Below are 21,173 nucleotides of genomic sequence, written 5' to 3'. Positions count from 1 at the left end.
GTCCATTATGGCAAAAGATTATACTGACTTAGCTCAGGATATTGTTGCTCACGTTGGTGGTAAGGAAAATATTACCAAGTTAGTGCACTGTGTGACGCGTTTGCGTTTTTCTCTGAAAGATGAGAGCAAGGCAGATACGGAATACTTGAAAAATAGAGACGGTATTGTAACGGTTGTAAAAGCTGGTGGACAATACCAAGTGGTGATTGGGAACCACGTGCCAGATGTGTATGCGGCGGTCATTAAGGAAGCAGGTATTTCTGGTGAGGATAGTATTGATGTGGATGAAGGAGATGTTCCGCAAGGCAATCTCTTTGACCGATTTATCGCCTTGATCTCAGGACTTTTCCAACCAATGCTGGGAGCTCTTTCTGCAGCTGGTATGATCAAAGGTGTAGTTGCCATTATGGCAGTTTGTGGCGTTAAGACGACTGACGGAGCTTATGTCATCTTAAATGCCGCTGGTGATGGATTCTTCCAATTCTTACCATTGATTCTGGCTTTGACTGCTGCTAAGCGGTTTAAAATGGAAAAATTCACAGCGCTTGCGATTGGCTTTGCCTTGGTTTATCCCAATATCGCAGCTAGCTTTACAGGTGCCAAACCACTCTATACGCTATTTGCAGGAACTTTTATTGAGTCAAAAATCTACGCAACTTTCTTAGGTTTGCCGATTATCTTCCCTGCTTCTAGTTATCTATCAACTGTATTGCCAATCATTCTAGCAATTTGGGTCGGCTCAAAAATTGAAAAATTCTTTAAACAAATCATTCCAGATGTTGTCAAAGTCTTTATTGTTCCATTCTTTGTAATTTTAATTACTGTACCGTTATCATTTCTTGTCATTGGACCAGTCATGACATGGGCTTCTGATATAGTCGGTGCTATTTTCACAGGTATTTATAGCTTCAGCCCAATTATTTATGGAATTATTCTGGGTGCTTTGTGGCAAGTGCTGGTTATGTTCGGTCTCCACTGGGGATTGGTGCCGCTTGCAATTTTGGAATTACAAAAAGGACCAGGTGTCATTCTTGTAGCTTCTATTGCTATTTGCTTTGCGCAAGCAGGAGCATTGCTCAATATCTTCTTGCGTACAAAAGAAGAAAAAGTCAAACAATTGGCTATTCCAGCCTTTATCTCAGCTTTGTTTGGGGTAACAGAACCAGCCATTTACGGGATTACCTTGCCAATGCGAACACCATTTATTATGACTTGTATTGCCGGTGCGGTTCAAGGGGCTTATCTCGCTTTCTTTAATGCCAAAATGCAAGTAATGGGTGGAATGGGGCTCTTTGCGATTCCGTCTTTCATTGATCCAAAAGATTCACTATTGCTCATTCACTTCCTTGTAGCAATTGCAATCAGTTTTGTTCTTGGATTTGTATTGACCCAATTTACAAAGATTCCAACTCTCTATGGTGGAGCACAAGAAGTCGCTGCTGAAGAAATCAGTCTGCCAGTTGAAGAGATTGCTCCTGAGCAAGTCATCACAGCTCCGCTTAGCGGGAAAGTGGTCGCACTCGAAGATACGCCTGATGCTGTTTTTGCAAGTGGTGCAATGGGTCAAGGTATAGCAATTGAGCCTAGCGTTGGCGAAGTTGTCGCTCCTGCTGACGGTGTGATTCGTCTGCTTTTCCCAACCAACCATGCGATTGGCTTAGCGACTGATGATGGCGCTGAAATCTTGATTCACGTGGGCATGGATACAGTCGCTCTTGAAGGAGAAGGCTTTATGGCACATGTTACTCAAGGCTCAAAGGTCAAGGCGGGTCAATTATTGCTAAGCTTTGATATAGATGCTATCAAAAAAGCAGGTTATCTTGTTACAACTCCAATCATTGTGACCAATATAGCTGATTATAAGACAGTTGAAACATTAGCTGACGGCGATGTGAAACTAGGCGATGATTTGCTGAAAGTAAGTGAATAATCTAAGAAAAGGACAAGCAAAACTTGTAGAGTTCTAAACAGTTGGTCGAAAAAATCAACTAGAGCTACAAGCATGCTTCGTCCTTTTTATTATTTATCATTTCCTGCGTCATGTTCGCTTCTTTATGCTACAATGTAGATAGAGGAGAATAGAACATGAAAAGATCAGAACGGGAAATACAGTCAGCAACTAATTGGCAGTTTATTTTAGGCTTGCTTTGCGTAGTGTTTTTAGTAGCAAGTGGGATTTTATTAGCTGAGAAAATAAACGATAGCGTTAAGATTAAGGCAAAGTCGACAAAAACAGGTGTTGTACAAAAGAAAAAAATGTCTTCTACCCCAAATGGTGTACAGACGGCTCGTATCATGGCAAATGGAGATCTGCTATATCATGATCTTCTATATATGAGCGCCTTACAGTCAGATGGGACGTATGATTTCACAGAAAATTATCAATATGTCAAACCTTGGCTGAAAAATGCGGACTTGATATTAGGAGATTTCGAGGGGACTATCCGACCAAATTATCCTTTGGCGGGTTACCCACTGTTCAATGCGCCAGAGTCGGTGGTGTCAGCTATCAAAGATGCTGGTTATCAAGTTGTGGATTTGGCACACAATCACATTTTGGATTCCCAATTGGAAGGTGTTTTTTCAACAGCAAAAGCATTTGAGCAGCACGGAATTACACCGATTGGGGTTTATACACATAAAAACAGGGATAAAGCCTCGCTTGTGATTAAAAAAGTGAATGGGATTAAAATTGCGCTCTTAGCTTATTCCTATGGGTTTAACGGCTTGGAGGAAAATATCTCTCATGCAGACTACAATCATCATTTGTCGGATTTAAATGAAGAAAAGATGAAAAAAGAAATTAAGCAAGCCGAAAAAGAAGCTGATATAACCGTTGTCATGCCCCAGATGGGGGTTGAATATCAATTGGAACCGACACAGGAGCAAAAAAATCTTTATCATAAGATGATTGAGTGGGGAGCAGATATTATTTTCGGCGGACATCCGCATGTCGTTGAGCCGTCAGAAGTCGTCACACAAAATGGACAAAAGAAATTCATTATCTATTCTATGGGTAATTTCATCTCCAATCAGCGAATTGAGACGATGGACGGTGTGGAAAATAAGAAATGGACAGAACGCGGCGTGCTCATGGACGTGACGGTTGAAAAATCAAAGAAAGGGACGATTATCAAGGAGGTACAGGCACATCCGAGTTGGGTGAGTCGTGTGGCGAAAGGGACGTATTCACCGGAAGGCTATCCTCTCTACACCTACCAGACCTATATTTTAGAAGATTTCATTGAAGGTGGAAAATACCGTAATCAATTAGACCAAGCTACCAAAGAACGAATTGATACGGCTTATCAGGAAATGAATGAGCATGTAAATTTGAAATGGGATAAATAGTTGAGATTAAAATAAAAAGCGCTTAAATGAGTCTTGCTGTAGACAACGTTTAAGCGTTTTTGAATATTTTAAAGTGGTTCTAGCTCATCAACTTGGAAAACTGTTTACCTAACCAGAGTGCAAAAAAGAGATTGCTGATAATGATGAGAACGCCAATGAGACTGAAAACAAGAAGTTCAATTGTGTTGATATGAAGTAAAGTGGTGGTTTTCCAAATGATAATACTGCTAACTGGTAAGCATAGGATAGAGGTCGCAAGAGCTGGGATATAGCGCCTAAGCCAGATAGCTTGCAGGATATGAGTCACCAAATGAAGAGCAAAAGCCACAAATCCTCCCAGCCAGATGAGATAAAGTAGGCGGGTGTGGTAAAAAAGAGCAAAGAAAGAAATGAGGGATACCACGACAAATTCCTCTGCCACGGCTAGTGCGAAACCTTCTGTGGATAAGCTTTTGTGGGTATTTAAAATGAAGACAGCTTTTTTCTCCAGTAGTTTTTCATTCCGCTCTATCCATGGCATGAAGCCGATGATTTCTTCTAAATCATGAAAAATGAATAGCAGCGGAAACAACCAGATAGTATCTTTCATTGAATGCCTCCTTGTTATTTTTTCCGATATTGACTAGGAGTTATTTGGTAATACTTTTTAAACTGACGATTGAAGTTGGAGAGATTGTTAAAGCCAGACTGTGTAGCAATTTCTAGGACGGGCAAGGTAGAGTGTTGCAAGAGTTCAGCCGCTTTTCGCAAGCGAAATTGAATCACGTATTCCATGCAAGATACCCCAAGATGTTTCTTAAAGAAATTCATGAAATGGGTATCGCTGTAACCACAAATTTGAGCAAGCTGATCAATCGTGAGTTCCTCTTGATAATGACTACCGATATAGTCAATGATGGTACGGATTTTTTCTTCCTTGCGATAGCCTTCTAAGGATTGCTCTTTTGAAATCACATAGCCATTTTCAAATAAGAGAAAAAAGAGTTGGTTGAGCTGGGCTTTGAGCTGAAATTCAAAATACTCTGTACGATAATAGCCTGTTTTCATGGCATCAAGTAGACACTGCCGAATGTCTGCATAGGCTGGCTGATTGGGCTTGATGACACGAACAAAATCCAGCTGACCATTATAAAGCGGCTGCAAATATTCAATACTAGCTTGATCCATCGCAGAATAGCCCATTAAGTCTAAATGAAAGTTGATTGCATCCATATAGTGGCGACGATTTTCAATCGGGTGAATGGAGTGAAGAGCATTGGGACGAATGAGGATAATATCACCTGCTTCACTATTAAAGTAATCATAATCAATGTGAAACTGCGCAGTTCCCTCATGAACATAAACCAGTTCAACATCCGTATGCCAATGAAAGAGAATGTCCGGCTGACCGTTTTTTGTAATGGTTCGTGTGAGAGAATAAGGAGTGCCTTGAGTTTTGTAAACGATATCTTTGTGTAATGTTCTCAGATCCATAAGTGTTGCCTCTTTCGTAGAATAATACCAATTTATAAGAGAATTGTGTTAGAAAATACTCTTGTCTAAGATTATAATATAATTAAGTAAAAAATAAAAGAGGTAAAAGTCATGAGTAAATTTCCAGCAGATTTTCTTTGGGGCGGTGCAACAGCTGCCAATCAATACGAAGGAGCTTACAATGTGGACGGGAAAGGTCTTTCAGTTCAAGATGTGACACCAAAAGGCGGCATGCCAGCTAAAGCAGGTGATCTCAATCCTTTGATTACAGATGAGCCAACACTAGACAATCTTAAATTAGAAGGGATTGACTTTTATCATCGTTACAAAGAAGACATTGCCCTTTTTGCAGAAATGGGCTTCAAGGTCTATCGTACTTCCATTGCATGGTCACGGATTTTCCCAAATGGTGATGAAACGGAGCCAAATGAAGCAGGTCTAAAGTTTTATGATGATCTCTTTGATGAATTGGCAAAATATGGTATTGAGCCTTTAGTGACTTTGTCGCACTATGAAACACCGCTACACTTGGCACGCAAGTACAATGGTTGGGCAAATCGTGATTTGATTGGTTTTTATGAGCGCTATGTTCGCACTGTCTTTACTCGCTACAAAGACAAGGTGAAATATTGGTTGACCTTTAATGAAATCAACTCCGTTCTTCATGCGCCATTTATGAGCGGAGGGATTGCAACACCCGTAGAAGAATTGTCCAAGCAAGATCTTTATCAAGCAGTTCATCACGAACTAGTGGCATCAGCTCTTGCAACGAAGATTGGGCATGAAATCAATCCAAACTTTAAGATTGGTTGTATGGTACTGGCCATGCCGGCTTATCCGATGACGCCAAAACCAGAGGACGTACTGGCTGCCCGTGAGTTTGAAAATCAAAACTATCTCTTTTCAGATATTCATGTGCGTGGAAAATACCCAGCATATATGAACCGTTTCTTCAAGGAAAATGGAATTGAGATTCAATTTGCGCCGGGTGATAAGAAATTGATGGCAGAACATACCGTGGACTTCATCTCCTTCTCTTATTATATGAGTGTGGTTCAAGCTCATGATCCAGAAAGTTATTCTTCTGGTCGTGGAAATGTTCTAGGTGGTCTGCAAAACCCTTATCTAACTGCTTCAGAATGGGGGTGGCAAGTTGACCCAATCGGTCTGCGTCTGGTCCTCAATGCTTTCTATGACCGCTACCAATTGCCGCTCTTTATCGTAGAAAATGGTCTCGGTGCTAAAGATGTCTTGGTGGATGGCCCTAATGGTCCAACTGTTGAAGATGATTATCGTATTGATTATCTTAAACAACATTTGCAACAGGTCGGCGAAGCGATTGAAGATGGTGTTGAGCTCTGGGGCTATACCACTTGGGGCTGTATTGACCTCGTGTCTGCTTCAACAGCTCAGATGAGCAAGCGTTACGGATTTATCTATGTTGACCGCAACGACGATGGAACAGGGTCTTTGGATCGCTACAAGAAAAAATCATTTGATTGGTATAAAGAAGTTATTGCAACGAACGGAGAAAAACTCTATGAAGATTGAACATACAGCCCTTTATGTTCGAGATTTAGAAGGGGCTAAACGCTTCTTTGAAACGTATTTTGAGGCAAAAAGTAACCAGCTTTACTATAATCAGAAAACAGGTTTTCAATCTTACTTCCTCAGCTTTGACGAAGGAGCAAGATTGGAAATCATGACCCGAAAGGAAGGTTTAGCGGATAACAACCAACCACTGCATTTTGCAAGCTAAACGATAAAATACATGAGGCTGGGAACTTTTGTCCCAACCTCCTTTTTCGTGTTAAACAAATGAACTGAAAGTTGTAACATAGATATCAGGAGGAAAATGTCCAAGTGCCGCTCTCTGTTGTTTTTACCTTAAAAATTTGCCAAATAGAGAAATCATTTTGATTTTACTTTTTTTCAGTCGTATTTATTTTTGAAAGTTAAAAAGACAAACCTCAAAAAGAAGTTTGTCTAGCGTTTTATAAGGATTTACTAAACAGTCATAAGATGTCGTCACGTACAACTTAATCCCAAAACTTTTTAGCGATTTCTTGACCTTGTTTGATTTTGGCCCATTGTTGTGGAATAGCTAGTTCATTGCCTGAATCGCAGGAAGCAAAACCGCATTGATGTGACAGCAGGAGACGATCCTTAGGAAGGATAGTGCTGGCTTGTTCTAATAAACGAAGTACACGTTCTTCATCATCTAGATCAGTTGTCTTACTAGAAAGAAGTCCAAGAACAACTTCGGCATCTTTATCTTTAAGAGAAGCAAGAGCCTTCAAATCACCAGATACATCACTGTCCCATTCTAAGAAAAAGCGGTCATAGTGTTGATCACGTAAGAATTTTTCCGCAATGGCTTCATAAGTTCCGCCTGATGCCGAACGGCTTTCATAATTTCCGCGGCAGTTGTGTGTCCAAACTTTCAGTCCTAATTGATGTCCATAATCAGCCACTTCGTTATTGATTGCAATGAATTCATCAGCTAAATCAGCCAGCGCAGCATTGCCATCGGCAAAAAATGAAGCAGGATTTGATTCGTCAAAAAGTTCCCAGAGGCAGTCGTCAAACTGGATAATTTCACCGCCAGCTTCTTTATATTCTGTCAAGAATTCTTTGTAAGCCTTGATGAGACTGGCCTTTAATTCTTCATTTGTTTTGTAAACTTGATCATCGCCAGCTAGCCCATCAAAGATAGCCAGTTCTGTGTAAGCATGAGCAGGACCCCAAATGGTTAATTTGGTTTGCGTATTACCAGCTTCTTCCTTGAGCAATTTGTAAATGTCTAAGAAATGATGATTCTTCCCTGAAAGAGGTTCAGTGATACGGATACCAATGTCTTTGCGGGTCTCGTACTGTCCGCCATCATGGTCTTGGAAAGTGTAACCATGGTCAGCAATGTAGCGCTCAATGCCTTTAAGACCCCAAACAAAGTCTAAGTGCCACATTGATTTCGAGTATTCGCCGTCTGTCAGAATATCAATATCGTTTGCCTTTTCATCAGCAATCACTTTTTTTATCGCTGCTGTCTCTGTTTCAAGATAGCCGGGAAAACTGTCGTAAAATGGATAGTGAATATCATCACGATGTTCGATTTTATTTTTGTAGGCAAGGAGATTGGCTGGGCGAAGAAGAGAGCCAACAAGTTGAAATTTTGATTGTGTCATGTCAAAAGCCTCTTTCTAAATTTCTTACTTTTTATTGTACACAAGCTAAGCACTTTTGAAAAATAGTTAATTTAGAGGAAGGGATATAGCTTAAAACTATATCTAAAACGACCAATCCTTGCTTGAATACAATTGTTTCTTTTTCACCCCTCTTTTTGATAAAATAGAAGAAAAAGGTTTATTTACTATTTTTTAAATGTGCTATAATCCTTTTGAAATAGGATGTAAATGTAGCCAATCCTGTACTGTATTATCCGAGCAAAATTACAGAAATAGCAAAAGGATAGTTGTCATCATGAAATAAATGAACGACGAGATTTGAATTTGAAATGGATGATTGTTAGAGGTGATAACATGACAATTAAGATGGTTGTGACCGATATGGACGGCACGCTCTTAGATGAAAAAGGGGAATTCGATCGAAGTCGGTTGAAAAATATATTGGATGAGCTGGACAAGCGGGAGATTCGGTTTGTGGTGGCAACGGGCAACGAAATTCACCGAATGCACTTGTTATTTGGTGATTTGTTGGAGCGCGTGACCTTGATTGTTGCAAATGGTGCGCGGATTTTTGATAAAAACGAGGTACTGCTGGGGACATGTTGGTCTCAAGACCTAGTGGCACAGGTCTTGTCTTACTTTGAAGGGAGAGAACGTGATGTGCACCTCGTTGTCACAGCTGAAAATGGCGCTTTTGTCAAAACGGGAACGATTTTCCCTATGATTGAAAAAGTCATGACAGCAGAAATGGCGCAAGAATTTTACCGAAAGATAAACTTTGTCGAAACATTACGTCCAGACGATTTTCCGCAAGTTCTGAAAATGAGTATGGTGGTAAACGAGCAAGTAGCAGTTCAGGCTACTCGACAGCTCAATCAGGATTTTGCAGACACATTAAATGCAGTCACAAGCGGCTATGGAGCGATTGACATTTTGCAAAAAGGAATCCATAAAGCTTGGGGGGTAGAGCAATTGATGCAAAAAATTGATAGAACTGTCTCAAAAATTGTAAATTCCGATTGCTGTAGCGGGTCTGGCTAAGGGCAAAATTCCAGATGACTTTGAAGCCAACTTAGGAACATTGAATCGTGCCGCCTCTAAGGTTGGTGATGAAGCTTTTGCGGCAGCTGATCTGGTGATTGCTCTTGGGACAAACTTCCCATTTGCCAACTTAGTTTATCGTTCTCATGATTTTAAGTTTGTTTCTATTGATATTGATGCTGCTAATTTTGGTCGTCATCACTACTTGGATTTAGGAATTTTATCAGATTCTGGAAGTTTTCTGAAAAAAGCCTTGGAACGTAGTGAAGCAGTCGCTCCACAACCATTTTATCAAGCAAGTGTGGCAGCTATGAAAGATTGGAAAGCTTATCTGGAACGTTTAATGCAAAAAGCAGACGGACCACTAGAGTTTGAGCAAGTTTATCGCGAAATCAACCACATTTCAGATGCCAATGCTGTCTATGGTATTGATGTTGGGGACAATATTATCAATAGCTTCCGCTTCTTAAACTTTACATCAGAGAAGAAATGGACAATTTCAGCTCTCTTTGCTACGATGGGGTATGGCTTACCAGCTTCTATCGCAGGTCAATTTGGTTTTCCAAATCGTCAAGTTTTCAATATTGCTGGAGATGGTGCGTTTTCAATGGTCATGCAAGATCTGACGACCCAAGTCAAATACCAGTTGCCAATTATCAATATTATCACTTCTAATAATTCACTCAACTTTATCAAGTCTGAACAGGAAGATTTGGTCATGAACTTTTCAGGCGTAGATCTCTACGAAGTAGATTTTGCGAAAGTCGCAGAAGGAATGGGAGTAGAGGGAATAACAGTTAAAACTTTAGAGGAATTGCCAGCTGCATTTGACCGCGCACTTGAAGTTTCAAAATCTGGAAAGCCTGTTTTGATTGATGCTAAAATCACAGACAAATGTGGTATCCCTGTGGAAGAGTTGGAATTGGATATTGTTGATGGTGACTTTGTAGAAAAAATTTCTACTGGTTATCAAGAAACACATGGTCAAATGAGTCCAGAAGAATTCTTTGCGGCTTATGATGGGCAAGAGCTGCGACCTATTACAGCTTATTTCAAAGAATATGGTGTCAAGCCATAACGTGATCCACAGCTTATCTTAATTTACCACTGTCTATAGTAGTTAGAGCGGGAGGGCATCCCTCTCTAACTCTACTATAAATTGTAGAAGCTGTTTCACTTTATTAAATTGGTATAAATTTTATACAAATTCTTATTATTCTGATCTGTTAGATAGACTGATTGAATTTTTTGTTTCGAAAAAATGAAAGCGTTTGCTTCTCGAAAGTTCAATCTGACTTTCTCTGCAGATATGCATTAGATAGGAGGAAACATTATGTCTTACCAAACTAGTAGTGCTGAAGGTCCAGTTGATTTCATTAACACTTATGATTTAGAGCCCATGGCTCAGAAGGTCATTCCCAAAGCTGCATTTGGCTATATTGCAAGTGGAGCCGAAGATACTTTTACTCTGCGGGAAAATATTCGTGCCTTTAACCATAAGCTAATCGTACCTCATACGCTTCGCAATGTGGAAAATCCAAGTACAGAGATTGAATTTGACGGAGATAAACTATCGTCTCCAATTATTCTAGCTCCGGTAGCGGATCATAAGCTGGCGAATGTACAAGGAGAAGTGGCTTCCTGATGGTGCAGGCAAGACAATGGACTTCGTTTACAAATCAGCTAAGCAAAAATTATCCCCTCGTGATGTGGAATTTATCGGGTCTTACTCAGACCTTCCTGTCTATGTCAAGGGTCCACAATGTCGTGAAGATGTAGAGCGCTCGCTTGATGCCGGTGCTTCTGGTATTTGGGTGACCAACCACGGTGGACGGAAAATTGACGGCGGTCCGACAGCATTTGATTCATTGCAAGAAGTGGCTGAAACAGTTGATAAACGTGTACCAATTGTTTTTGATTCAGGTGTCCGTCGTGGTCAGCATATCTTTAAGGCACTCGCTTCTGGGGCAGATTTAGTGGCCATTGGACGACCTGTGATTTATGGTCTAGCTCTTGGTGGTAGTGTTGGTGTCCGCCAAGTCTTTGAGCATATCAATGATGAATTAAAAACAGTGATGCAATTATCTGGTACTCAAACGATTGAAGAAGTAAAACACTTCAAACTTCGTCATAATCCTTATAATCCAACTTTCCCAATAGACCCACGGGATTTGAAATTGTACTAAAATGGATAAATTATCATCCAACTCTCTTTGGCGTTTCAAAGGGAGTTTTGTTATGCTAAGCGATAGAGAAATGAAGTCAGATATCCGATTTTAATAAAAATGTTCAGTTCTAAATGACAAAAGTTAGCAAAAGTCATTAATGTACTTGGAAAATAGAATAGTATCACTATTTGACAGTTTTTTATAAGAAAATTTCTTATTTGTTTGTTATAATATAAAATGTAGAAAACGTTTTATATTATAAGGAGGAAAAAATGACAGAAAAATTGACTTTTCCAGATGGATTTTTATGGGGCGGAGCGACCGCTGCCAACCAATGTGAAGGGGCCTATGATGTTGATGGTAGAGGCCTTGCAAATGTCGATGTGGTGCCGATTGGTGCGGATCGTTTCCCGATTATTGCTGGTAAGAAAAAGATGTTTGACTTTGAGGAAGGCTATTTCTATCCGGCAAAAGAGTCCATTGATATGTATCATCATTTTAAAGAAGATATTGCGCTTTTTGGCGAAATGGGCTTTAAGACTTATCGACTCTCTATCGCATGGTCTCGGATTTTTCCAAAAGGAGATGAGCTGGAGCCCAATGAAGCAGGCTTGAAATTTTACGAAGACCTCTTTAAGGAATGCCACAAGTATGGCATTGAGCCCTTGGTGACTATCACCCACTTTGACTGTCCTATGCACTTGATTGAGGAATACGGGGGCTGGCGCAGCCGCAAAATGCTGGAATTTTACGAGCGCCTCTGCCGCACTCTTTTTACCCGCTACAAGGGGCTAGTCAAATACTGGCTGACTTTCAATGAAATCAACATGATTCTCCATGCGCCTTTTATGGGAGCAGGACTTTACTTTGAAGAAGGGGAAAATGAAGAGCAGGTCAAATACCAAGCAGCTCATCATGAATTGGTAGCCTCAGCTATTGCGACCAAGTTGGCTCATGAGATTGATCCTGAAAACAAGGTTGGCTGCATGCTGGCAGCTGGTCAGTATTATCCAAATACAGCCAATCCGGCAGATTACTGGGCAGCTTTGCAGGAAGATCGGGAAAGCTATTTCTTCATCGATGTCCAATCCAGAGGAGAATATCCAAACTATGCCAAGAAGAAATGGGAGCGTTTGGGTATTGAGGTTGAAATGACAAAAGAAGACCTAGACTTGCTCAAGACCTATACGGTGGATTTTATTTCCTTCTCTTATTATTCTAGCCGTGTGGCTTCTGGTGATCCAAAGGTCAATGAAAAAACTGCCGGAAATATCTTTGCCTCGCTTAAGAATCCTTACCTAAAATCTTCTGAGTGGGGCTGGCAGATTGATCCGCTGGGCTTGCGAATTACCCTTAACGTCATCTGGGATCGCTATCAAAAGCCGATGTTTATCGTGGAAAACGGGCTGGGAGCAGTTGATACGCCAGATGAAAATGGCTATGTCGAAGATGACTACCGTATTGACTATCTAGCAGCCCATATCAAGGCTATGCGCGATGCGATTAATGTAGACGGTGTAGAACTTCTAGGATACACCACTTGGGGCTGTATTGACCTCGTTTCCGCTGGAACCGGTGAGATGAAAAAACGCTATGGCTTCATCTATGTAGACCGGGATAACGATGGGAAGGGCACACTTAAACGTTCCAAGAAAAAATCGTTCAATTGGTATAAGGAAGTCATTGCGACTAACGGGGCAAGTGTGAAATAGAGCAATTGGGGCGTGAGACAAAATTTAAAATCATTTTAATCGGCTCTCTTATTTCAAGAATTCGGTGAGAGTGGGGCAGAAATCAGTAGCTTCGTAGAAACTTGATTTCGTCATCCCACTCTCTTTTTTTGCTTTCCGTTGACTTCCGTCTTTTTCCTTGTTACACTATGGATAAGAGATTTTACTGGAAATGGATATAATATGGCTACTATTTTAATCATCGAAGATAACAACGATATTCATGACATTTTAAAAGATTTATTTGAAACTGAGCACAGAGTTTTCTCGGCTTATTCTGGAACGGAAGGGTTGCTGCTTTTTGCGCAGGAAGCAATTGATTTGGTATTGCTGGACATTATGCTGCCAGGGAAAAACGGTGATCAGGTCTTGGCAGAAATTCGCAAAAACAGTCAGATTCCAGTGGTCATGCTGACAGCTTTGGGTGAGAAATCGCTGGTTAGTCAGTATCTGTTGGACGGCGCTAATGATTATATTGTCAAACCGTTCGATCTAGACGAGGTTTTTGCGCGTGTGACGGTGCAGCTGCGCAATCATCTTTCACAAAAGCAAGCGACGGAAATTCAAGGGATAAAAAATATCCGTCTTTCATCAGAAACATTTGAAGTAGTCAATGGCGAGAAACGGGTTCGTTTAGGCAAGAAAGAGTATCAGATACTTCAAACCTTGCTTCATCATCCGAAGAAAATTTACACAAAGGAAGAACTGTTTGAGTTGATTTGGGAAGAGGCATATTTGCCGGGAGACAACACGCTCAACACTCATCTCAGCAATCTTCGTAAGAAATTGGCACAAGTAGATGATTCGGAAGAATATATAGAAACAATTTGGGGATTAGGTGTACGGCTCAAGGAGGGCTGAGAATGCTTGATGTTATACTAATTATGTTCATCAGTCTGCTTGGAATTTTGCTGTTACGTTATCATTTGGCAGTGAGAAATCTGGCGGCACAGATTCGAGAAAAACGAAAAACAAGCAGTGAAATTCGTTTGGCACCTCAAAACCACAGCCAAACGATTGTTGAGTTGGCAAATGAAGTTGAAAAGCTCTTTCAAGAAGTAGAGCAGACACGTTTTATAGCTCGTCAGGAAAAGAAAACCTTAGATATGGCGATTAGCAATATTGCTCATGATATTCGCACACCCTTGACCATTGCTAGTGGCTATACCCAAAAGCTTATAAAGGGAAAAGAAGAAAATGAACAGCTGTTGAAAATTGCGACCAATCTGTCCGTTGTTTCCAATCGTTTAGAAGCGCTCATGGAATACCGTCGTCTTATGGAAGGTGCTGTTCGACCACAATTTCGACAAATAGATATTTCCAAGCTGATTGCAAAGCAAATGCTTCCTTTTTATGATGCCTTTCAAAAGCAAGGAATTGAATTGCAAGTAAATTTGCAGGAGGGGTTAGTAATAAAGTCAGATCCAGAAATTTTAGAGCGGATTGTCCAAAATATGTTGAGCAATGTCCTCAAGCATGGAAAGGAAACTGCCCAGCTATCTTTAATCCGAAAAGATGCGGCTATTCTTTTAAGTGTAAAAAATATTGTCAGTCAACCAATTCAGCATTTGGAAAAATTAACCAATCGCTTTTATTCTGAAAATCTCTCTAACATGGAAGAATCCTCTGGTTTAGGACTTTATATCACTCAACAACTGGTAGATATTCTTGGCGGTGATTTAACCATGAAAACTGAAGGAGAATGGTTTGGATTGCTTATCCGTTTGTGAATATTTTATACAGAAAAACAGCTAATCATTTGACTAGCTGTTTTCTTTTGTTATAAATCTTTTCTTTTAAACACTTGCAAACCACTAAATGCAAAAAGAAGTGTGATGAGAAGAGCGATGGTTATGGTTTTGAAGACCATATCCTGTTTAGAAACCATGTCAAAATAGAATTGCATGTTCAAGTATTTTAACCAGTCAATATCTGGGTAAAAGGCAGTTGGCAAACCTAGCAGGGAAGCGCCGACAAAATAGGTGAAAATAGCAGCTATAATAGAATTTGTAGCATACAGTACGAAAGAAATAAGACTAACCCAAGCAAGCGTACAAATAAATTGAACCCCTATCGTAATGAGAAAATTAGAAAGGAAATGTTTGGGTGCGGTTCCAATACCATTGATGAGTGTAGCAGGAATAAATGAGGAATAGGTTAGAATCAATTGGAGTACGATGAGACTTGCCAGAACAAAGAACTTAGACAAATAGAATTCTGTCCGTGAGATACCACTAGTGATAGAATTTTTATATAATTTCTGAGTGAGATCAATTCCAATCAATAAAACAACAAGGATAATAGTAAAAATAATGGTATTACTAAAATTATCAGAAGTTTTGGTGATAGCCTCAAAACCAGTCCAGCCTCCGTTGTCGCCCAGTTTTTCTAAAGCTTTTGTATCTGTATGGACCCCGACATTGCCTATGACACCATAGAACACACCTAATAAGAGCGTGGTGATAAAAAGGGTTTCTGTAATCCAAAAACCTTTTGAACGGAAAAGACGATAAAAGTCTGCTTGAATAGTATGAAACATGATAAACCTCCCTCTATTCTACTAAATCTGTAAAGTATTTTTCTAAATCTTGGCGAGCATAGTAGATTTCATTGATAGTAATATTCGCCTTTCCTAGCTCTTGAATAATCTTGTTAATTTCGTGTGAGTGAGTGAAAATATGCAGCTCGTCTGTTGCGTTTACAACTTTGAGGCGGTAACCTAGTTGATCGTGAAGAATTTTGCTTGCTTCAGCAAGATTATTTGTTTTCAAAACGATATAATCTTCATTTTGCTCTTCAAATTCTGCTTTCGTAATTTCTTTGATGAGATGACCATTTTCAATGATGCCGAATTTTGTAGCGACCAAGTATAGTTCACTTAAAATATGGCTGGAAATGATGAAGGTCATATTTAATTCTTCATTGAGACGTTGCACCAACTGGCGGAATTCTTTGATTCCGACAGGGTCAAGCCCGTTAATCGGTTCATCCAAAATTATCAAATCTGGTTTTGACAGAAGAGCAATAGCAATGCCCAAGCGCTGTTTCATTCCAAGAGAAAAGTCTCGGAATTTTTTCTTGCCAGTATTGGTTAGTCCGACGTAAGAGAGAGTTTCTCGGATAACCTTGTCCGCATTTGGGATATGCCGTATCTTGCAGCAATAGTTTAAGTTTTCATAAGCCGTCAAGTGATTGTAAGCAGCGGGTGCTTCAATGACAGAACCAACTCGTTTGAGAGCGTGCGTCCATTCGGATTTATTAGAAGAGCCAAAGAGAGCGACCGTACCGCTATTGGGCTGAATCAACTGGGTAATCACTTTGATAAGCGTTGTCTTACCAGCTCCATTTTTCCCAATTAGCCCGTAAATTTCTCCTTGCTTCACGGTGAGACTGACATCATTCAAAGCGAGTTGTTGTCCAAATCTCTTGCTGATGTGTTTCACATTTACAACAGTTTCCATAACGTGACCTCCATTTTTTCTATCGTAGAGTTCCCCTTTTTTCGCTATTTAGTATACAAAATGCTTGTCAAATAAGTCTCAAGCAATTCTCAAATATTTCTAAAATTGACAGAGTCAAAATTTTTACATACCAAAAAGAAATTAAAATTCAACGCAAACGCTTGCAAAGAAGTGAAAGATTATATAGTATGGAAGGTGAAAAAGATGAAAGTGAGATGCATAATGCAAAGAAAATGGTGGCATGATGCCGTGATTTATCAGATTTATCCAAAGAGTTTTATGGATAGTAATGGAGATGGAATTGGTGATTTAAAAGGAATTACAAGTAAATTGGATTACTTGAAGAAACTTGGGATTACTGCTATTTGGCTTTCTCCGGTTTACAAGAGTCCGATGGATGATAATGGCTATGATATTGCGGACTATGAAGCAATTGCGGATATTTTCGGATCTATGGAAGATATGGAGAACTTGATTGCGGAAGGGCAGAAGCGCGATATTAAAATTATCATGGACTTGGTGGTCAATCATACTTCTGATGAGCATGCTTGGTTTGTAGAGGCGCGTGAAAATCCAGATAGCCTGGAGCGCAATTATTACATCTGGCGAGATGAGCCGAATGACTTGGACTCTATTTTTGGTGGCTCTGCTTGGCAATATGATGAAAAAGCTGGACAATATTACCTGCACTTCTTTAGCAAAAAACAACCTGATCTCAACTGGGAAAATGAAGCCCTACGTCAAAAAATCTACAAGATGATGAATTTCTGGATTGACAAGGGAATTGGTGGTTTTCGTATGGACGTGATTGACATGATTGGCAAAGTACCCGGCCAGAAAATTGTCAATAACGGACCAATGTTGCACCCTTACTTGCAGGAGATGAACCGTGCAACATTTGGGGAGAAGGATTTACTGACAGTTGGCGAAACTTGGGGTGCCACTCCTGAAATTGCAAAGCAGTATTCCGATCCAAAGAATCATGAATTATCCATGGTGTTCCAATTTGAACACATTGGTCTTCAATACAAACCGAATCAACCCAAATGGGATGTGGCAGATGAATTGGACGTTCCTAAGCTCAAAGAGATTTTTGCTAAGTGGCAAAATGAACTAGGCGTAGAAGAGGGTTGGAATTCGCTCTTTTGGAATAATCATGACCTTCCGCGTGTTGTCTCTATCTGGGGAAATGCTACGAAATACCGCGAGAAGTCAGCCAAGGCTTTGGCAATTTTACTTCATCTGATGCGTGGCACTCCTTACATTTATCAAGGAGAAGAAATTGGTATGACTAATTATCCCTTTAAGACCTTGGAAGAAGTGGAAGATATTGAATCTCTCAATTATGCTCGTGAAGCCCTTGAAAAGGGGGTACCGCTGGATAATATTATGGCAAGTATTCGCGCGATTGGGCGGGACAATGCTCGCACACCCATGCAGTGGAATGCCCATCAACAGGCAGGTTTTTCAACCGGTCAATCTTGGCTAGCTGTCAATCCTAACTATTCAACGATCAATGTAGAAGCAGCTCTGGAAGATTCAAATTCTATTTTTTATACTTATCAAAAATTAATTCAATTGAGAAAAGACAATGATTGGTTGGTGACAGCAGATTTTAAACTACTTGAAACGGCTGATAAGGTGTTTGCTTATTTACGAGAAACGACAACAAAGAAATATCTGATCGTGATGAACTTCTCAAATGAAGAGCAAAGTTTTGTCTTGGAAAATACTGTAAAGGAAGTTTTGATTGCTAACACAGATGTAACTAAGATACTTCAAACCCATAAATTACAGGGCTGGGATGCTTTTTGTGTGGAAATTGAGTAGAAAGATTGGCAAGAACTCGACATAAAAAATACTGTGAGAAATTCCACAGTATTTTTTATGTCGAGTTCTATCTTGGGATCAAAAGAGTCAAATTGATAAGGAGGAAAATCAAGAAGCAAGCAAGGGTGGTGCTTTTTGGTGTTTCTAAATGTCGGTAATAGCTTCGCTTGATAGTCTCATCAAATCCGTGGGCGTACATAGCTTCTACATAGGAATCTCGCCAGTTGAAAGCGATAAAAATTGCTTTGATATAAAAGATTGGCGACCAGAAATGTAAGGTTTTACCTCGCAAGAGACTAGCTTCGCGAACAGCTTGGATTTCTTTTTGAATGACTGGAATGGCGTTTAAGACAACGAGCAGTCCGTAGGTAAAATGACTCGGAAGCCCTTTTTGATGTCCATAGCGCAAGAGTTGATTGAGATTGACGCCGTATAAAAAGGTCATTCCCAGAGCCGCTAAAGCAAAGGAGCGCGTAAAAAGAACAATCGCTTGATTTTTGTCGCCGTGAAGCTGGATAGCCCAGAAATTTGCCAACGCTGGAAGCAATGGAAGAAGGAACATCCAAAGAATGCCCCACCATTTGCTAAGGTAAGTAAGGTAGATAAGTGTTCCTGCGACAATAGCGCAGTTGAGCCATGTTGAGCGGACAAAGGAAATTTCTAGCGTCAATACAATGAGAAGGAGCAAGAGTGCTAGGACATTTGTTTCTTCTTTTTTCATAGCGCTCTCCTCTCTGTCAGCCCGTGAGACGTCAGCTCTACCAAATGATCACTAATGCCGTCCAAGGGCTCCAAACGATGAGAAATGATAATAAAGCTCTGTTGTGCAGCTTTTTCCTTAATCCAATTAGCAAAAAAATCACAGGCTTTTTTATCTAAGCCAGTAAAGGGCTCATCCATGAGTATGACAGGAGTTTCCAAGGTCAAGATAGCCAATAATTGAATGATTTTTTTCTGTCCACCACTCAAGTGAAAAAGACTAGAATCCATTTTGTCCTCTAAGCCAAATAAATCCAGGGCTTCTTGTACCTTTGCTTGGTTTTCACTGGAAAGAGAGGGCAGGTTTAATTCCTCTGCGGGGGTCGTCTGAATGAATTGCTTTTCAGCATCTTGAACAACGGCAGTAATATGGCGGTACAATTGTTTGCTTTTCTTGAGTTTTTGCCCCTGATAACTCATATTGCCTTTGTATTTTTGCAATTGCAAAATAGCACGAAAGAGAGTGGACTTGCCGACACCGTTAGCTCCGATGAGAGTTGTAATACCTTGTTGAAAAGTAAAGTCCTCAATTGTAAAAAGTATTTTTTTGTCAAATTGACAGGAAACGTGCTGTAATTGTAAGAGAGGATTCCGCTGGGTATTTTCGCATGCCAGCTGATAGCTTGGGAGTTCCTTTTTTAAAAGAGCTACATCTCGTTCAAAAAGTTCCCCATTTTTTAATTCAACAAGGTGGTCAACGCAGTCCGCATAGAGACTGCGGTCGTGGTCGCACAGAATCACCATTTTCCCCATTTTTGTCAAATCTGATAGTAAATGAATCAAGCGCTTGCGTGCTTCTTGATCGACAGAAGCAAAGGGCTCGTCCAATAGAATAATCTGCGAATCCATAGCCAACAGAACCGCCAGAGAGACTTGTTGCTTTTCTCCACCAGATAAGGTCAGAAAGTCTCGATGAAGCAGGTGCTCTACTTTGCCAAGTGCAATCGCATGCTGGATTTTTTCATCAATCTGGTCAGAGGGTGTTTGGAGATTTTCTAAGGTAAAAATCAATTCCTCATAGAGAGTTGGCATGGTGAATTGACGGCTTGGATTTTGAAACATCATGCTGAGGTAGGTGACTCGTTTATGAATAGGTAAATGAGATAGTAGTGTATCACCTAGTTTGACCTCTCCAGAGAAGTCTAGTTCATTGAAATTCGTTAAAATCCGAAAAAGGGTTGATTTGCCAGCACCGGTATCGCCAATTAAGAGTGTCATTTTGCCTGTTTCAAAGGCGAAGGTTAAATCTTTAAAGACATCTCTAAAATAAATGTGTTCTAATGTTAGTTTCATCTTATTTACCAGCAGCTTGGTTAATCTTGTCGTAAAGATTCATAATGATTTTAACCAGAACAGCACAGAAGAAGAATACCGAAAGAAAACGAACAACAAACAATGCTAAAACAAACTCAGGTTTGAAAGCATAGTAACCAATCTTGAAATATTCATAGGCAAAGCTCAAAAGGGTCGTACCAATTGCGCTGTAAGTAAGTGACAACCAATCATAGCGTTTGTATCTGGTCGCAGCAAACCCAAGTTCGCTACCAAATCCTTGTATGAAGCCAGAAATCAAGGTGCTCATGCCAAATTGGCTACCATATAGTACCTCTGCGAGGGCTGCAAGCACTTCTCCAATCGTGGCGCTACCAGTTTTGCGAATGAGTATAGCTGACATAGGAGCTGCCATGCACCAAAGTCCGAACAAGACTTCATTGGCGAAAGGCTCCAAACCTGCTGGCGCTAAAATAGCTGTCAAAATATTGTAAAGAAAACCTGAACCGACAAAAATCCCACCGAAAAGAATAGCTAAAAGAGCTAAGAGGATAACATCTCGTAAACTCCATTTTTCAAACATAAAAAACTCCTTCTAACAAAGCAGATGAGGAGTTTTAGCACGACAAAATAAAATCTAATCACATAAATGATTAGAACGGTTTGGTCTTTCTTATACATTTCCCTGCGGCAGCATTAACTGCATCAGGTTCCATGGGTATAATCTCAGCCTTAGCACCCCAAATGTTCTTTGCTTTTTATTATGTTGCTATTCTAACATCTATTTTCAAAAATAGCAAGAAAAGGATTTTCAAAAATTTTGATGTATGCGGCTGTCATAGCCTTAAACTATATCAAATCATAAAATGTTAAACGACATGCGATGAAATCAATGTTTAATAT

General features: G+C 40.1%; 15 protein-coding genes, 4 pseudogenes and 1 riboswitch. Of the genes and pseudogenes, 11 read left to right on the top strand and 8 right to left on the bottom strand.

Going from position 1 to position 21,173, the window contains the following annotated elements; genetic code table 11:
* Positions 1–7 precede the first annotated feature (7 nt).
* Entirely contained in the window at positions 8–1,930 is a 1,923-nt protein-coding gene (locus HMPREF2933_RS06145; RefSeq protein ID WP_024052454.1) for a beta-glucoside-specific PTS transporter subunit IIABC, read from the top strand.
* 155 nt (positions 1,931–2,085) lie between these two features.
* On the top strand, positions 2,086–3,351 hold the full coding sequence (locus HMPREF2933_RS06140; protein ID WP_070672632.1) for a CapA family protein: 1,266 nt from the start codon (positions 2,086–2,088) through the stop codon (positions 3,349–3,351).
* Positions 3,352–3,430: 79 nt separating this feature from the next.
* Here the strand turns inward: HMPREF2933_RS06140 and HMPREF2933_RS06135 are convergent, their stop codons facing one another.
* Both HMPREF2933_RS06135 and HMPREF2933_RS06130 read right to left on the bottom strand, forming a co-directional pair.
* Entirely contained in the window at positions 3,431–3,940 is a 510-nt protein-coding gene (locus HMPREF2933_RS06135; RefSeq protein WP_024052452.1) for an HXXEE domain-containing protein, read from the bottom strand.
* A gap of 14 nt (positions 3,941–3,954) precedes the next feature.
* Positions 3,955–4,824: an AraC family transcriptional regulator gene (locus HMPREF2933_RS06130; protein ID WP_024052451.1), complete on the bottom strand. Its 870-nt coding sequence runs from the start codon at positions 4,822–4,824 to the stop codon at positions 3,955–3,957.
* 111 nt (positions 4,825–4,935) lie between these two features.
* Between HMPREF2933_RS06130 and HMPREF2933_RS06125 the strand changes: the two genes are divergently transcribed.
* Both HMPREF2933_RS06125 and HMPREF2933_RS06120 read left to right on the top strand, forming a co-directional pair.
* Positions 4,936–6,375: a glycoside hydrolase family 1 protein gene (locus tag HMPREF2933_RS06125; protein ID WP_024052450.1), complete on the top strand. Its 1,440-nt coding sequence runs from the start codon at positions 4,936–4,938 to the stop codon at positions 6,373–6,375.
* A pseudogene (locus HMPREF2933_RS06120) lies at positions 6,365–6,574 on the top strand (VOC family protein); the annotation flags it as partial. The gene HMPREF2933_RS06125 and the pseudogene HMPREF2933_RS06120, both read left to right, overlap by 11 nt.
* 289 nt (positions 6,575–6,863) lie before the next feature.
* On the opposite strand, the gene HMPREF2933_RS06115 reads toward HMPREF2933_RS06120, so the two are convergent.
* Complete coding sequence (locus HMPREF2933_RS06115) at positions 6,864–8,009, bottom strand: cobalamin-independent methionine synthase II family protein (protein ID WP_024052449.1); 1,146 nt, start codon at positions 8,007–8,009, stop codon at positions 6,864–6,866.
* Between the two features lie 354 nt (positions 8,010–8,363).
* Between HMPREF2933_RS06115 and HMPREF2933_RS06110 the strand changes: the two are divergent.
* The 6 genes and pseudogenes from HMPREF2933_RS06110 to HMPREF2933_RS06085 form a co-directional block, all read left to right on the top strand.
* Positions 8,364–8,993: pseudogene (locus tag HMPREF2933_RS06110) on the top strand (HAD-IIB family hydrolase); the annotation flags it as partial.
* A gap of 1 nt (position 8,994) precedes the next feature.
* A pseudogene (locus HMPREF2933_RS06105) lies at positions 8,995–10,128 on the top strand (thiamine pyrophosphate-binding protein); the annotation flags it as partial.
* A 255-nt stretch (positions 10,129–10,383) separates the two neighbouring features.
* Positions 10,384–11,236, top strand: a pseudogene (locus tag HMPREF2933_RS06100) (alpha-hydroxy-acid oxidizing protein).
* Positions 11,237–11,490: 254 nt separating this feature from the next.
* Entirely contained in the window at positions 11,491–12,930 is a 1,440-nt protein-coding gene (locus tag HMPREF2933_RS06095; protein WP_024052444.1) for a 6-phospho-beta-glucosidase, read from the top strand.
* A 201-nt stretch (positions 12,931–13,131) separates the two neighbouring features.
* Positions 13,132–13,809, top strand: coding sequence for a response regulator transcription factor (locus tag HMPREF2933_RS06090; RefSeq protein WP_024052443.1), 678 nt, complete (start codon positions 13,132–13,134; stop codon positions 13,807–13,809).
* Positions 13,810–13,811: 2 nt separating this feature from the next.
* Positions 13,812–14,678 carry a sensor histidine kinase gene (locus HMPREF2933_RS06085; RefSeq protein WP_024052442.1) on the top strand — a complete coding sequence of 289 codons (867 nt, stop codon included), beginning with the start codon at positions 13,812–13,814 and terminating at the stop codon, positions 14,676–14,678.
* Positions 14,679–14,728: 50 nt separating this feature from the next.
* Here HMPREF2933_RS06085 and HMPREF2933_RS06080 read toward each other — a convergent pair whose 3' ends face one another.
* A complete protein-coding gene (locus HMPREF2933_RS06080) occupies positions 14,729–15,487 on the bottom strand; it encodes an ABC transporter permease (protein WP_024052441.1) in 759 nt (252 codons plus the stop codon).
* A gap of 13 nt (positions 15,488–15,500) precedes the next feature.
* Positions 15,501–16,409 (bottom strand): ABC transporter ATP-binding protein, encoded by a 909-nt coding sequence (locus HMPREF2933_RS06075; protein ID WP_024052440.1) that lies wholly within the window; start codon positions 16,407–16,409, stop codon positions 15,501–15,503.
* A gap of 222 nt (positions 16,410–16,631) precedes the next feature.
* On the opposite strand from HMPREF2933_RS06075, the gene dexB reads away from it, so the two are divergent.
* Positions 16,632–18,239: a glucan 1,6-alpha-glucosidase DexB gene (dexB, locus tag HMPREF2933_RS06070; RefSeq protein ID WP_024052439.1), complete on the top strand. Its 1,608-nt coding sequence runs from the start codon at positions 16,632–16,634 to the stop codon at positions 18,237–18,239.
* A 67-nt stretch (positions 18,240–18,306) separates the two neighbouring features.
* Here dexB and HMPREF2933_RS06065 read toward each other — a convergent pair whose 3' ends face one another.
* Genes HMPREF2933_RS06065 through HMPREF2933_RS06055 form a run of 3 tightly spaced genes read right to left on the bottom strand, consistent with a single transcriptional unit; the run spans position 18,307 to position 20,853 of the window.
* Positions 18,307–18,960 (bottom strand): energy-coupling factor transporter transmembrane component T, encoded by a 654-nt coding sequence (locus HMPREF2933_RS06065; RefSeq protein ID WP_024052438.1) that lies wholly within the window; start codon positions 18,958–18,960, stop codon positions 18,307–18,309.
* On the bottom strand, positions 18,957–20,291 hold the full coding sequence (locus HMPREF2933_RS06060; protein WP_024052437.1) for an ATP-binding cassette domain-containing protein: 1,335 nt from the start codon (positions 20,289–20,291) through the stop codon (positions 18,957–18,959). The genes HMPREF2933_RS06065 and HMPREF2933_RS06060 overlap by 4 nt, the downstream gene beginning before the upstream one ends.
* Position 20,292: 1 nt before the next feature.
* The gene (locus tag HMPREF2933_RS06055) at positions 20,293–20,853 is read right to left on the bottom strand and encodes an ECF transporter S component (RefSeq protein ID WP_024052436.1); all 561 of its coding nucleotides are present in this window, start codon (positions 20,851–20,853) and stop codon (positions 20,293–20,295) included.
* An 82-nt stretch (positions 20,854–20,935) separates the two neighbouring features.
* Positions 20,936–21,023, bottom strand: a riboswitch (TPP riboswitch).
* Positions 21,024–21,173: the final 150 nt, after the last annotated feature.

It is taken from the genome of Streptococcus sp. HMSC066F10 (genome assembly GCF_001813805.1).
GTDB lineage: Bacteria > Bacillota > Bacilli > Lactobacillales > Streptococcaceae > Streptococcus > Streptococcus vaginalis.
The sequence above is the reverse complement of the archived record's forward strand: the minus strand, read 5'-3'. Positions and strand labels throughout refer to the sequence as shown.

What these genes read in the sequence shown, in the direction of transcription:
- HMPREF2933_RS06125 (WP_024052450.1), top strand. Translation starts at nt 4,936, where the DNA reads ATGAGTAAATTTCCAGCAGATTTTCTTTGGGGCGGTGCAACAGCTGCC.
- HMPREF2933_RS06145 (WP_024052454.1), top strand. Translation starts at nt 8, where the DNA reads ATGGCAAAAGATTATACTGACTTAGCTCAGGATATTGTTGCTCACGTT.
- HMPREF2933_RS06115 (WP_024052449.1), bottom strand. Translation starts at nt 8,009, where the DNA reads ATGACACAATCAAAATTTCAACTTGTTGGCTCTCTTCTTCGCCCAGCC.
- HMPREF2933_RS06085 (WP_024052442.1), top strand. Translation starts at nt 13,812, where the DNA reads ATGCTTGATGTTATACTAATTATGTTCATCAGTCTGCTTGGAATTTTG.
- dexB (WP_024052439.1), top strand. Translation starts at nt 16,632, where the DNA reads ATGCAAAGAAAATGGTGGCATGATGCCGTGATTTATCAGATTTATCCA.
- HMPREF2933_RS06140 (WP_070672632.1), top strand. Translation starts at nt 2,086, where the DNA reads ATGAAAAGATCAGAACGGGAAATACAGTCAGCAACTAATTGGCAGTTT.
- HMPREF2933_RS06130 (WP_024052451.1), bottom strand. Translation starts at nt 4,824, where the DNA reads ATGGATCTGAGAACATTACACAAAGATATCGTTTACAAAACTCAAGGC.
- HMPREF2933_RS06075 (WP_024052440.1), bottom strand. Translation starts at nt 16,409, where the DNA reads ATGGAAACTGTTGTAAATGTGAAACACATCAGCAAGAGATTTGGACAA.
- HMPREF2933_RS06135 (WP_024052452.1), bottom strand. Translation starts at nt 3,940, where the DNA reads ATGAAAGATACTATCTGGTTGTTTCCGCTGCTATTCATTTTTCATGAT.
- HMPREF2933_RS06095 (WP_024052444.1), top strand. Translation starts at nt 11,491, where the DNA reads ATGACAGAAAAATTGACTTTTCCAGATGGATTTTTATGGGGCGGAGCG.
- HMPREF2933_RS06090 (WP_024052443.1), top strand. Translation starts at nt 13,132, where the DNA reads ATGGCTACTATTTTAATCATCGAAGATAACAACGATATTCATGACATT.
- HMPREF2933_RS06080 (WP_024052441.1), bottom strand. Translation starts at nt 15,487, where the DNA reads ATGTTTCATACTATTCAAGCAGACTTTTATCGTCTTTTCCGTTCAAAA.
- HMPREF2933_RS06055 (WP_024052436.1), bottom strand. Translation starts at nt 20,853, where the DNA reads ATGTTTGAAAAATGGAGTTTACGAGATGTTATCCTCTTAGCTCTTTTA.
- HMPREF2933_RS06065 (WP_024052438.1), bottom strand. Translation starts at nt 18,960, where the DNA reads ATGAAAAAAGAAGAAACAAATGTCCTAGCACTCTTGCTCCTTCTCATT.
- HMPREF2933_RS06060 (WP_024052437.1), bottom strand. Translation starts at nt 20,291, where the DNA reads ATGAAACTAACATTAGAACACATTTATTTTAGAGATGTCTTTAAAGAT.